The organism is Paenibacillus sp. JMULE4 (assembly GCF_013337105.1).
Classification (GTDB): domain Bacteria; phylum Bacillota; class Bacilli; order Paenibacillales; family NBRC-103111; genus Paenibacillus_G; species Paenibacillus_G naphthalenovorans.
Genome location: NZ_SGWF01000019.1, coordinates 152,588 through 165,343, shown reverse-complemented (window position 1 = coordinate 165,343; position 12,756 = coordinate 152,588). Strand labels below are relative to the sequence as shown.

General features: G+C 52.3%; 14 protein-coding genes. 3 read left to right on the top strand and 11 right to left on the bottom strand.

Going from position 1 to position 12,756, the window contains the following annotated elements; translation table 11 throughout:
- Positions 1 to 10 precede the first annotated feature (10 nt).
- The 3 genes from EXW96_RS22290 to EXW96_RS22280 are packed head-to-tail and all read right to left on the bottom strand — an operon-like array spanning position 11 to position 4,250.
- Entirely contained in the window at positions 11 to 910 is a 900-nt protein-coding gene (locus tag EXW96_RS22290; protein ID WP_309225189.1) for an ABC transporter permease, read from the bottom strand.
- Complete coding sequence (locus tag EXW96_RS22285) at positions 907 to 1,836, bottom strand: ABC transporter ATP-binding protein (RefSeq protein WP_062411136.1); 930 nt, start codon at positions 1,834 to 1,836, stop codon at positions 907 to 909. The genes EXW96_RS22290 and EXW96_RS22285 overlap by 4 nt, the downstream gene beginning before the upstream one ends.
- Before the next feature lie 8 nt (positions 1,837 to 1,844).
- On the bottom strand, positions 1,845 to 4,250 hold the full coding sequence (locus EXW96_RS22280) for a DUF7408 domain-containing protein (RefSeq protein ID WP_174351435.1): 2,406 nt from the start codon (positions 4,248 to 4,250) through the stop codon (positions 1,845 to 1,847).
- Between the two features lie 144 nt (positions 4,251 to 4,394).
- Here EXW96_RS22280 and EXW96_RS22275 point away from each other — a divergent pair, with 144 nt between their 5' ends.
- From EXW96_RS22275 to EXW96_RS22265, 3 genes are all read left to right on the top strand, one after another.
- Positions 4,395 to 4,856: a hypothetical protein gene (locus tag EXW96_RS22275; RefSeq protein ID WP_174351434.1), complete on the top strand. Its 462-nt coding sequence runs from the start codon at positions 4,395 to 4,397 to the stop codon at positions 4,854 to 4,856.
- Positions 4,823 to 5,206, top strand: coding sequence for a hypothetical protein (locus tag EXW96_RS22270; RefSeq protein ID WP_174351433.1), 384 nt, complete (start codon positions 4,823 to 4,825; stop codon positions 5,204 to 5,206). The genes EXW96_RS22275 and EXW96_RS22270 overlap by 34 nt, the downstream gene beginning before the upstream one ends.
- Positions 5,207 to 5,476: 270 nt before the next feature.
- Positions 5,477 to 6,205 (top strand): YwmB family TATA-box binding protein, encoded by a 729-nt coding sequence (locus EXW96_RS22265; protein WP_174351432.1) that lies wholly within the window; start codon positions 5,477 to 5,479, stop codon positions 6,203 to 6,205.
- A 127-nt stretch (positions 6,206 to 6,332) separates the two neighbouring features.
- Here the strand turns inward: EXW96_RS22265 and EXW96_RS22260 are convergent, their stop codons facing one another.
- From EXW96_RS22260 to fdhF, 8 genes are all read right to left on the bottom strand, one after another.
- Entirely contained in the window at positions 6,333 to 6,743 is a 411-nt protein-coding gene (locus EXW96_RS22260; protein ID WP_174351431.1) for a hypothetical protein, read from the bottom strand.
- 240 nt (positions 6,744 to 6,983) lie between these two features.
- Positions 6,984 to 7,286: a hypothetical protein gene (locus EXW96_RS22255; RefSeq protein ID WP_054817387.1), complete on the bottom strand. Its 303-nt coding sequence runs from the start codon at positions 7,284 to 7,286 to the stop codon at positions 6,984 to 6,986.
- Between the two features lie 85 nt (positions 7,287 to 7,371).
- Positions 7,372 to 7,959, bottom strand: coding sequence for a TetR-like C-terminal domain-containing protein (locus EXW96_RS22250; RefSeq protein WP_174351430.1), 588 nt, complete (start codon positions 7,957 to 7,959; stop codon positions 7,372 to 7,374).
- A 16-nt stretch (positions 7,960 to 7,975) separates the two neighbouring features.
- On the bottom strand, positions 7,976 to 8,698 hold the full coding sequence (locus tag EXW96_RS22245) for an MBL fold metallo-hydrolase (RefSeq protein WP_174351429.1): 723 nt from the start codon (positions 8,696 to 8,698) through the stop codon (positions 7,976 to 7,978).
- A gap of 121 nt (positions 8,699 to 8,819) precedes the next feature.
- Entirely contained in the window at positions 8,820 to 8,963 is a 144-nt protein-coding gene (locus EXW96_RS22240; RefSeq protein ID WP_171005973.1) for a hypothetical protein, read from the bottom strand.
- Positions 8,964 to 9,010: 47 nt separating this feature from the next.
- A complete protein-coding gene (locus EXW96_RS22235; protein ID WP_054817386.1) occupies positions 9,011 to 9,238 on the bottom strand; it encodes a heavy-metal-associated domain-containing protein in 228 nt (75 codons plus the stop codon).
- A 25-nt stretch (positions 9,239 to 9,263) separates the two neighbouring features.
- Positions 9,264 to 9,746, bottom strand: a complete 483-nt coding sequence (locus tag EXW96_RS28350) for a helical membrane plugin domain-containing protein (protein ID WP_074727372.1) — start codon at positions 9,744 to 9,746, stop codon at positions 9,264 to 9,266.
- Complete coding sequence (fdhF, locus tag EXW96_RS22225; protein ID WP_174351428.1) at positions 9,721 to 12,699, bottom strand: formate dehydrogenase subunit alpha; 2,979 nt, start codon at positions 12,697 to 12,699, stop codon at positions 9,721 to 9,723. The genes EXW96_RS28350 and fdhF overlap by 26 nt, the downstream gene beginning before the upstream one ends.
- Between the last annotated feature and the right edge of the window lie 57 nt (positions 12,700 to 12,756).

The window sequence follows — 12,756 nt, the reverse complement described above, 5'->3', positions numbered from 1 at the left end:
TGCCGCCTCCTTATTTTCCTCGTTTCTTGAGCACCGGACGAATGTACCGGATGCTGATCAAGACCGCCGCTACCGCCAGCACGGCATAAACCGCCACAAACTCCTGCCACAGCTCAATCGGAGGGGCTTGATTCATCACGGAGCTGTTGTTATTCCACGTACGAAACGCCTCTCTTGAAATATCCGGCTCAAACAGGCTCAACAGCGCCGCCACCGGATTTAACCCAAGCACGTAGCCGATCCAGGAGTAAGTGGCAGTGCTGCTTTGATAAATCTGCCTCATCAAGCCTTGAAGAAACAGGAATAGCAGCCCCGTTGCCCCGAAAATGAACATCGTGAAGCCATACGTCACGATAACCGATACCATCGTCCGTTTGACCAGTGTCGAGAACATCACACCGAACGCCCCGAGTACGAACATGGTAAACACGTAAAACAAAAAGACAAGTACAAGCTGCTTCGGCGAGATGCCTCCAAACAAGAAGACGATGCTGTACACCGGCAGCGTCGCCAGAATGACAAGCAGCATAAAACTTAACGAGGAGACCAGCTTGCTTAAAATGATCGTAGCCGAGCTTTGCTGCGTGGTGAGCAGAATGCTCAGCGTTTGCTTTTCCCTTTCTCCGCTGACCACGCCCGCCGTCAAGCCCGGTGTCATGAAAGCGATGAGGACGAGCTGCGCCACGCTCAATACATAGAACATTTCACGGCTCTGATTCGGGTTGAAGCCGACCGGACCACCACGAAACCCGCCTATGTTCAAATAAATGAAGCCCAGCGCTATAAGCCCGATCGTAAGCAGGTAGAACATGAGCGCCAGCGGCGAACGGAACGTTCTCATCCGCAAGCGAAACTCCTTATCCAGCACGGGGTTGATCAGCTTGCTGCGCCAAGACATGCGATCCATCATGCCGAGTCCCCTCCTTTGGTGATTTCCAGGAATACATCCTCCAGATTCGTCTGCGCCTCGCTAAAGGATACGATCCGAAACCCTTTGGCTATCAAAGCGCCAAGGAGTTCCGCCTGCTCTTCATCCTGACCGCCGAAATGCGCGTGCACGCCTTGTTCATCCTCCAGCACCATCGAGACATGCGGCTGGTCGCGCAAAAATTCCGCGGCCTCCTTTTCTCCCTCCATGAGCCGAATATGCAGCGTCCGATTGGTTCGCATCCGGTTCTGGATGTCCTGTACCTTGCCCTTGGCGATCAGTTCGCCATGCTCGATGACGCCAATCTCGTCAACCATCTCCGCAAGCTCCGGCAAAATGTGCGAGGAGATCATGATCGTTTTGCCCATCGATTTCAGTTCTTTTAAAATTTCCCGCATCTCAATACGGGCCCGGGGATCCAGCCCCGATGCCGGTTCGTCGAGGATCAGCAGCTCGGGATCATGGACAAGACACCGCGCCAGACACAGCCTCTGTTTCATTCCTCTGGATAACGAGTCGACGTAAAAGTCGGCTTTGTCCGTCAGATTGACAAGCTCGAGCAGCTGCGGAATCATTTTTTCCCGCTCCGCCCGGGGAATCCCGTAGCTCGCTCCGTAAAAATGCAAATACTCGGTCGTCTTGAAATGATCGTACACGCCGAAGAAATCCGGCATATAACCGATCAGCTTGCGTACTTCCTGCGGGTGCCGCGTAACCTCGTAACCCCCGACCTTCGCCGTCCCGGAGGTCGGTGCAAGCAGCGTCGCGAGGATCGACATCGTCGTCGATTTGCCCGCGCCGTTTGGTCCGACAAACCCAAAAACCGTTCCTTTGGCAATCGACATGCTCATCGATTTCAGCGCTGTGAAGCTGCCGTAGGTTTTGGTTAAGTTCTCAATTTCGATCATAGGCGTGGTCATCGTTTCACCGTTCCTTCCAAAGACACTTGCGGATAACGGAAGCTCAGATCCTGCGTCACCGTAGCCTTCAGCCTAATCGTCCGGCCTCCGATCAGCATATCGTTCTGCTGGCCGTCCTGCAGCACGAACGCCGAACGCAAATCAAGCGGATCCCAATCCTTCCTGGCCTCGTTCCATATTTGCAGCGATAAATAAGGCGGCAAGCCTCCGGCGCTCTGAATGCGAAGCGTATCGTACTGTGCCCCCGGAATGACCGGGAGGTTATATTCGAACGTGAAATCGCCGCTGCCGACAAACATGTTGCCGTCCGGCTCGCGATGCATCTGCTGCAGATTGTTCTGTACAATGGACGGACTCAAATATCCGTAAGGGATGGAGATCTTGTCTCCCTGCACCACTTGAAGCTTCACTTCCTGCACCCACATGTTCAGTTGGTCGGATTGCGCCTTCCGGCCGTTGACCTGATACAACGATTCGTTATCCTTGCTCCAACCGATGATCATAGTTTCACCGCCTGCACCGGTGTTCCACAGCCTGTTCATGTAGGCATTGACCATTTGCCGCTCCCGGTTGAATACATCCGGCCCTCCGGTATGGTTATATGGAAACATCAACTGGCCGAAATCGATATAGCCTTGCGGTATCGTATTGATGCTGCCGCCGATCGTTTTTTTCTCTCCCGCCTTCAAATCGCCGACGGCAAACAGCTGGCGGTTATAGATCAAGCTGACGTTCGTTAAGTCCGACTTGGTTTGGTTCGTCACTTCGCCTTTGATTCCGTTTTGGTCAATGCTCGCCGCCACATCAAATTGGCCAAGAGGCTCGCTTTCCGCATGCTCCACCAGAGCTTTGCGGACGGACCAGTAAGGCACATCCGTCCACACCAGACGTGCAGCTTCAGGCTCCATGTACAAATATTGATCGGTTGCCCCGGCCAGTTCGCCATTCTGATTCATCGATCCGCGGTTTTCACTGAACGATACCACTTTAGCCGATTTCGGCAGCTGAAGCTCATAGGTTCCGCCGCTTGGAACGAATACCGCCGTTGCCGCACTTCGCGTGCCTTGGCCATTCCCGCTGAGCTCCAGCGTATTCAGCGTGTGGGTCATTACGGAGCTTTTGTCCGAGGCGCCTACGCTAAATATACCGATACTGGAGATGATGGAAAGGACGGGAATGATGACCCAGGCCCATTCGCGTTTATCCAATCGTTTCAGCAATAAATATAACAATGGCGCCGCTATCAGGACGTACACCAGAAACAGCGTCAGCAATAAAAAGAAGGATGGCATCCTCATCGACGGGAAAAAATCGAGAATATACTGCAGGTCCCAGTACCGGTTCATGATATTGGTCTGGAATCCGTTCTTAGCCGCGGAGGTAACCAGGTGGGGTTGAAGCACCTGCTCCCACAGCTTCGGATTGCCCGTCCATGATGCCAGCGGCTGCAAGGATAAATCGTATCCTGCGTACCAGACCCGGCCTTTTTCCACCTCTTTGCTCACAAGCAGCGGAACCTGTCCTTCCTGCGCAAGCACATTCCCGGACTTCACCGCAGCGGAGGACACCGTAAACGGCTCCGTCAGGGTCAGCTCTTTGGCCGCCAAGTTCTCCAGAGAGCCCAGCTTGCTTAAAGAGATCGTGCCTTGGTAAGTGACTGGAGACAGGCTTTCGAATGCTTTGGCCGTCTTGGCATATCCCGCGCCGCCGGCCAGAATCAAGCTTCCCCCTCTGGCCACCCAGCCGTTAATCGCCTGTACCTGCTCCGGACTGAGCTGGTCGGTAGCTATATCATTAATCGCAATCGCATCCAGACCGTCGAGCATCATGGTTTCCGCGGGAAAGTCCGCCACATTCAAGCGGGATACACTCACGTCATAGCCCTGCGTATTCAATAGAGACAAAAAATTCAGCGTATCGGGATCGCGTGCCAGCACCCCTACCTGGGTAGAACGCACGCTTACCGTTTCAATATAATTGCTGCCTTTTGAGATCGGCACTAATGTCCCGCCTTCTACCGGACCCTGATAGAGCTTCACGACATTATTGCGGCTGTTCAGGGTCATGCCCGGCAGCGCCATCCATACGGTTTTCGTGCTCTGCCTGGGCAGCTCGACGTGCTTCACGTAGGTGATATCCTTGCCTCCCGTCTGACTTGCTACTTGTACGACCAAATCACCGCTTATATCCTCATGTGGACTGGTTAGCGTGAATTTGACAGGAAACCATCGGCCTTCCTTCATTTTTCCGTCGATGCCCGTCTGAATTTGCAGTTCGACTCCGGAAGCAGCCGGCGCTGCGCCAACCGTTCCTGCCATGATTTGAAAGGTCATGCAAAGCGCAAGCAGCAGGAGCAGCAGCCGACGGACCCCCTTTATTCTCTCTGATCGTAACCCTTCCATTGCGATCCTCCTAAGCATCGTATTATCCGCATAAATCCTATGACGAGAAAGCTCATTTAAAAGTTGCTGCTATAAAGAAAAGTTTGGAATGAAACTGGAAATCCCTCCTTTTTTTCAATACTATTAATTTGGAGGAGTGAAGCCATGAGTATGAGATACCTGTTTCATATACTGACGAGTATACGGGACGGAAACCCTTCAACCGCTAAAGACTATCGCATGCCGGAAGAGCAGTTTCGCGCTTCTTTGGACTCTTTTGTAAAGCTTGGTTTTCTGGAGCCTAACCGCAGGCAGCCGCTAAGTCCCATGAGCAACGGCTATATCCTGACGCCCAAAGGCGTGAAGTTCCTGGAGGAATACAAGCATTTGGCAAGCGAGATACCTTTGGTGAAAAGGCACCTCCCCCACTGGGTCCGGTTTCAAGGGGAGACTTACGTCGTACCGGGACATGCCGTGAAAGCCGTGGCTCCTGATCGAAGCGTCTTGTCCTGCGAAAAAATGCCCGGACTTATCAAAGCGACAACGAAAACGTGCCTGAATTCAAGGAAAGGTCCATCTACAGCGGCGGTTATTTGGACTGCGGGCTGTGGGATCTGGATCAACTGACGGCTTTGGAGCAGCTCAGGGAGGATCTGGAATACCTTGACGAGAACGGCTGCAGAACCCATTGGGCCGACTCCCTGCTGTTTTGCAGCCACGGAAACGGAAGCTATTTTGGCATTGATCAAACGAGCGGAGAGGTCATTTATTTGTCCATGGACGGGATCATGCACGGCTGGCGGCTAGGTTATGATTTCGCGTCTTTTATGCATCATTGGATTCATGTCGGCTGTGCCGGTCATTGGGGGCAAGATTTCATGCTGTTCTCTTCCGCTAACGCACCGTATATCGATCACACCAGCGATCATGCTCTGCTCGTGAAGCAGTGGCTCGGGATGCAGCACTTCGGGTCCTAGATTATTTGCCGCAATCATGACAAAAAAGGGATGGCGGATGTCCCCGCTCTGTGGAGCAGACTGTGGATCTCAAATAAGGAGGAATAGCCGTGAAACAACCGAAAATACTAGACGGTATGCCGACTATGGAAGAGGTAAGGAACATCATGGGTACGTCACGTTAAACGGCAAGAGAAAGGACGATTCTCGTAATCTATCAATCGATGTTTAAAGATTGCCAGATTGGGTCATCCTTAGAGTATGTCAAGTATTCACGGGAGGTCCGGTATCATGAAATCCAGATGGTTTTTTATAGGGATGATCATAGCTGCACTATTGATTTGGAAGGGATTCGATGTCAGCGCCAATGCGAAGTCTGACGCTCAGCGGCTGCTATCGTTATCCGACCGGGTCATGGAAGGTAATAAAAAGGTGCTTATCAAACAATTCAGCCCTTATTCCACGTTCATAAATAAAGAGGATTTTGCCGAGACAGCCGCGGAATTAAGCACGGTATTCGGTCTGCCTGTCAATCATCAGCTTGCGCATGAGGCCGATCATCTGGCATACAAAACGACGAAGACGCTGCATGACGTAGTGCTTTCCTTGCTTTATACGGGCACCCTGCAGGACCGGTCAGCGTACCTTGTCCTCAGCCTGGAAACGGATAGCGAAACAGGGTTGGCGCACATTTTGGAGCTGCAGCAAGAGCTTGAGCAAAAAATGGCTTCCTTGAACATGCCGGTCCAGTGGAATGTGATGGTTCAAGGGGAGCTGCGGGGAAAACGTGCGGCTGCAGGCGAATTTCTGCAGCGGCTGCCGCAGCTGTTGAATGCGGCAGAAGTAGAACGCTATACGGACAACGGGACGGTCAGCGTCTCTTATTTTTCTCGCGATCTTAAGGCCCGACTGCTTACGGGAGAACGGCAAATGAACCTTCAGGCAGCCGTCCATGAACATTCCGACACGGGCAAACAGAGAGTAACCTTGGGCGTTCCGGTCATCACCATGGAATATTGAGTGAAGCGGCTGAATCCATGCACTCGGCGGATGCTGGATTGAAAATCGGCTTGGCAACGCAGTCGTCAGGCAGCGGAGCCGCATAAAAAACCGTCCCCTTGACGGGGACGGTCAGCCGTGAGCGGTTCTATTGCTGTGGATTCGATGAATTGGACGACCTCGAAAGGAGGTCCATCGACCAGTCGATCATCCCGTTCATCATCGTTAAGATAAGATTGACGGCATCTTCGTCGCTCATCGGCTTAGTGGAGGATTGCTGGGCAATATAATTGTTCATCTTGTCCTCCAATTGGCTCGTTAAATCTTTGAGCTTGCTGAAATCGTTGGCCAGATCGGAGATGCTATTGCCATTGGAATCCCCGGAACTGGCGGAGCTTCCGCCGCTATCCTGTGAATCTTGGTTAGAAGCTTGTTGTCCTTGATTTTTTTTCGCCTGCTGTTTCAATAATGCCTTGATTTGCTCCAGTTCTTCCGTCAAATACTGGTTTTGTTCGGCTAATTGATCCATCTGGCCTTTCAGTTCGCGGTTACTGATCATCGTCTGACTCCTAACATACTGGATGATGTTTATAACGTAACCAAAATATTAAGTATTATCCGTTTCCCGGTGTTCTGCCGGTGGCGGATTTGCCCGCCTTATCCCCATACGCCGCAAAAAAAGGCGCAAAAAAAAGAAAAGCTTCTTGTCGAAGCCTTTCGGGCAAGAACCATTCGGTCCACAGAAAGCTTGGCCGCAAAAACGTAATCGGCCACCCGACAGCGTCTGAGGCCGGAGCCTTTAGACACGCTGGCGGAGGTTCATGATGTTTATGACGGATACGATGCTCCCGCCGATCCGGGTCACGAAGCCGACAATCGGAATCCAGCTGACCAGTGAAAGCACGACATTAATGATGGTCATCACGAGGGTTCCATTAGAGGTCAATAACGCAATGATCAAGTTAACGACCGCCAGCGGAACGACCCAAGTACCCGACCAGGCGTATGCCAAAGGAATCATACCGATCAAATAACCGGCAGCAATTCCGATCTCGGATATCAACTGTATAAGGTTTAACAATCTAGCCGTTTGCGGATTCATTAAACTCACCCTTCCTATTTTACCGTGCAGATACATCCATATTATACAATTTCTGCACCTTGCCCGCTACAAAGGAAACGAAAACTCATCCGAATGTTTCCCCGCCCGGTTTCATTTTATGGATTCCGGCCAAAAAGGTATCGAGCAAAAAACGAAGGCTCACATGGAGGTCGAGCGGGAGTCCGAAGCCTCCACGCTGCTCAAGCGAGGCGAAGCCGTGGAGAATACTGCGCAAGCCGCGTACAGCGTGAAGCGCCGCTTCCCCCTCCAGATCGTAAGCCCTCAGCACGCGTACGACCAGATCCACGATTTCCGCTCCCGCCTTTTGCACGTCAGGGTCCTGCGGCTCGGGGGCGCGAAGGGTCGCTTCATACAATCCGGGATGGGCTCTGGCAAAAGCTACATAAGCTTCACCGAGCGCTCGCACCGCCTCATCTCCTGCGCGTCCTACCGCAGCGCGCGTCAATACGATGCGGAGCTGCTCGAGGCCATGGATCGCGAGCTTTTTGCGCAAGTCGTGAAGCCCGTTCACATGATTGTAGAGCGACGGGGGGCGAATCTTTAATTTGCCGGCAAGCGAGGCCAGAGTCACTTCATCGACGCCTTGCGTATCGGCAATTTCTGCAGCGGCTTGTATAATGGTTGGCAAGTCGAGGCCGATTCTTGGGGACATACCATTTGCTCCTTTACTAGAACGATTGATGATGCTTCAGATTCCGCCTGGCTTCAGCAATAACGCGATCCATAGCGGCTTCGGGCTCCCTCAGCATGCGTCCGTGACCCACCGCAAGCAGCGAAGGACGGTAGTCCCTCAGCTTGAGTACGCTCTCTAGCGCCGCCTGCTTATTCCATGTAGCCCAGGCAGGAAAAGGGAACCATGGCCGAAGCTGTCCGGCTGCCGCAATACCGCCCCTGGTCTGCAAGGCATCGCCGGCGATGAGTGCATGCGTGCGCGTATCGAGAAAAGCCATCGAGCCCGGCGTATGCCCCGGCGCCGCTACAGCAAGCAGTGAACCGATCCGGTCTCCTTCCTGAAGACGAACGTCCTCCCTCGTCCGAACTTTACCCGAGATGCCGCCGCGAATTGGGGTATCCGGCTCGCCGGGCTCCAACGTGCGGTCTCCGGCAAGCAGCCGCGCATCCCTTGCGGAAATATGCACGGGAACATCGGGAAGCACTTGTTTGAGCGCGTCGAGAGCGCCTACGTGATCATCATGCGCATGGGTCAATACGATCCGGGTGATCGGCTTGCCGATCTGAGCGGCCGCCTGCATAATTCCCTTTGAGCTGTAAGGCAGTGCGGCATCCACCAGCGTCAAACCGTCATCTTCCTCCACCAAATAACAGTTCACGGGGAAAATGCGGGACAAAAACGTCAATTGGTATAAGCTATTTTCCCGAATGATTCTCATGGAACCATCTCCTTGTCACAAAAACTAATGATATTAGTTTTAATATAACTAACATTATTAGTTTATGCAAGTGCAAAAAGGACTGCCTCACGCTTGAGCAGCCCTTTTCCTTATCACTGCGCTATTTTTCCTCATCCTGCAGCCCGGATAGGTCAGGCGGCTGCCGATCCGTCACACAATTTGCACAAACGTGGAGATGATCGTTTGGAGCAATCCACTCCTCGGAATCTTCGATACTTCCGCAAACTTCACAGATGATGGGCATACGTCATTTCCTCCTGCCATATTTCGGGTACGTCAATCATGCAAATGTTATTCCGCAACGCCATCCTCCGTCTTGATTTCATACCCCAATTCATGAACGGCCTGCTCGAAATCACGAAAGGAGGCAGCCGTCTCGTCATAGGTAAATGTAGCCTTTTTTTTACTTAAGCTGACCTCCACGCTGTCGACACCCCAAACCTCATGCAGGGCGCGTCGGACTTTATTGACATCCTCCTGGTCATCCATACCTTGAATGACTACCGTTTTTGTAATCATGTCTGCTGCACCCCGTTCATCACCGTTACTGAGATTCCTTCAGCCCTTTGCCCATCCCCTGCAAAAATTTCGTCATCATGGATAGCGATGCGCCGGCTTCGGGTTCGCGCAATGTTTTGATGATCTCCCATAATCCCTGCTTCTTGGTTGGCGAATCGTCGGCGGCATATTCTACGCCGGCGGACAAGCCGTGAAAAATCGTTTGAAGCTTGTCCGGATCCAATCGGCTCAAAAATTGAACGGCCCCTATCGCATTCTTTATGATTCGATGAGCACCGGGTTTATTCAACTGATGGATCCCGATGGAAGCGATTTGTTCGCTGTTTTTCAATATTCCCTGAATCGCATCCAGCACGCCCAGCCGGTCCAGTTCCTGGAGGATATCCAGCAATTTGACCAGCGGCTCGGGAGAGCCCGCGGCAGCTTGTACGATGTGCCGAACCGCTTGTGCCTCTTTCTCCGCCTGATCGGGTATGTGCTTTTCAATGTTGGTAATCGCCTTCGCCACGGCTGTCCCCCCCGTCAATGATCTCCGGAATCGGCGTATAGTCGGAACGCTTCCACTTTTCCTCTATCTTTACGCCGAGCTGCGGTACACGATGCCCAAAACGATGGTTCACGGGCGGAAGCGGCCGCTTCCCCTTCGGTTCCAATACTTCCATCTTCACTCCCATTTCTTTGAAATTCGGCGTGTGCGTAATCCGGTCGTGATAGCTGCTCGTCAAACGATTCACCGCAGACAGGTCTTCCGCCGAATTCATCGTCATATACAATTCATTGCCTTTCACCCGGTCCGTCACCTCTACCCGCACCTCCACTTTGCCATAGGGCGAGGTAAGACGAACCAATGCGCCATGATCAATGCCGCGTTCTTTAGCCAGTTCAGGCGATACCTCCACCCATTCGCTAGGCACCTTATGCGATATCCCTTTGGATTTGTAGGTCATGTTTCCTTCATGGAAATGCTCAAGCAATCGGCCGTTGTTCAAATGCAAATCGAATTCCTCTCCAGCTTCATACGGCGGTGTCCATTCCACCGGGAACAATCTGGCCTTTCCATCGGGAAACGCGAACTTCTCCGTGTATAACAGAGGTGTATCCGTTCCGTCGGCCGCGACGGGCCACACCAGGCTCTTCCAGTCTTCCAGCCGTTCATAACTGACCCCTGCAAAAACAGGCGCGAGGCTTGCCGCCTCATCCATCAGCTCGGACGGATGCTTGTAGTTCCAATTAGCCCCAAGACGGTTAGCCATCTCTTGAATGATTTCCCAATCGGGCTTGGAATCGCCAAGAGGCTCGAACACCTTGTAAAAGCGCTGAATCCTTCTTTCCGTGTTGGTGAATGTCCCGTCCTTTTCAAGACTTGGCGCCGCGGGAAGCACCACATCGGCAAACTGGGCGGTTTTGGAAAAGAAAATATCCTGAACCACGAAAAATTCCAGCTTTTCGAATGCGGCCTGCACGTGATTCGAGTTGGAATCGACAAGCGCCATATCTTCCCCGAACAAATACAAGGCCTTCAGCTTGCCGTCATGAATCCCTTCGACCATCTGGTGGTTGTTCATACCCGGTTTTTCCGGAAGCTTCACGCCCCATGCCCGCTCATACCGGGCCCGGACGGTGTCGTTTTGTACAGCCTCATAGCCCGGAAACCATGCCGGCATCGTCCCGAAATCACAAGCCCCCTGAACATTGTTATGTCCCCGCAGAGGATAGGCCCCTGTACCTGGGCGCCCATAATTTCCTGTAATTAGCAGCAGATTGGATATCGCCGTGCTGGTATCCGTCGCCCCCATATGCTGGGTAATCCCCATGGCCCATAAAATACACGTCGCTTTGGACTCATGAATCATGGTTGCGATTCGAACGATCTCGTCTTTGGTTAGTCCGGTTTGCTCTTCTGCATAATCCAGCGTGTATAGGTCCAGGGATTTGATGTATTCCTCGAAACCGTTCACCCGTTGGTTGAGGAATTCTTTATCTTCCCATCCTTGCTCCAGAATGTACCTGGTCACAGCAGACAGCCAAATTAAATCGCTGCCCGGTTTGGGGCGAAGAAAAAGGTCCGCTCTCTCCCCCAATTCATGCTTTCTAAGATCGACGACCACCAATTTCTGGCCGTGGAGCTTATGAGCCCGTTTGACCCGCGTAGCCAGTACAGGATGAGATTCCGCCGGGTTCGCTCCGACCACCATCACCAATTCCGCACTGGCAATATCCACAATGGTTCCGGAATCGCCGCCGATTCCCACTGTACGCATAAGCCCCGCCGTAGCCGGAGACTGACAATAACGCGAGCAGTTATCTACGTTGTTCGTTCCCATCACAGCCCGGGCAAACTTTTGAAAGATGAAATTCTCCTCATTGCTGCATTTCGAGGAAGCAATATAGCCGATCGAATCGGGGCCATACGTTTCCTTCATTTCTTTCATTTTGCCGGCAATCAGGGTCAGAGCCTCATCCCATGTCGCCTCGACAAACGTATCCCCTTTGCGAATTAACGGCTTCGTTAATCTCTCTTCGCTGTTGACAAAATCCCAGCCGAACTTGCCTTTGATGCATGTCGAAATTCCGTTGACCGGGGCTTCCGCCTGCGGCTCGATTTTGAGAATTTTCCGGTCTTTGGTCCACACTTCAAAGCTGCACCCGACCCCGCAATAGGTACAAACGGTCTTGGTCCGCTTGATGCGGGATGTCCTCATCGCCGCTTCGACTTCCGAGATGGCAAAGATCTCCTGATACCCCGGTTCCACATTTTTGGTCAAATCAATCATCGGCAAAAGGAGAGTATTCGGGAGCCCCGTCAAATACCCCGCTTCACCCAGCATGGATTTTTCCATTAACGCATTGCACGGGCATACGGTTACGCAGTGTCCGCACGACACACAGGAGGATTGATCGATAGGAACCCCGTTATCCCACAGGACCCGCGGTTTTTCCAGACTCCAGTCAATCGTTAACGTTTCATTCACTTGCAGATCCTGGCACGCTTCAACGCAACGGCCGCAAAGGATGCATTGATCCGGCTCATAGCGATAAAAAGGATGCGAGTTGTCCGGAGGGTAAGGTTTCGGCGAAAATTCGTATTTTTGATGCTCGACCTGCAAATATTCCGCCGTATTATGTACGGTGCAGTTCCCGTTGTTATTGTCACAAACGGTACAGTACAGCTCATGATTTTCCAAAATCCGCTGCATGGCCTCCATTTGGGCGTCCTTGGCCCGCTTGGACTTGCTGTAGACCTTTAACCCGGGTACAGCCGGAGTGGCACAGGCCCGTTTTAATTCACCGTCTACTTCCACCATACACGTATCGCACGATTGAATCGCACCCAAGTTGGGATGATAACAGACGTGCGGGATGTAATCCTCGTTCGCTTTGGCTACCTCCAAAATCGTTTGATTCGGGGTACAGGTATATTCCTGGTCATTAATCCGAATAGCAAATGTCGGGTCCTTCATATACACACCACCTCTTATAGCTCCCCTATTGCCCATATGGTTTCCGAATTATAGAAA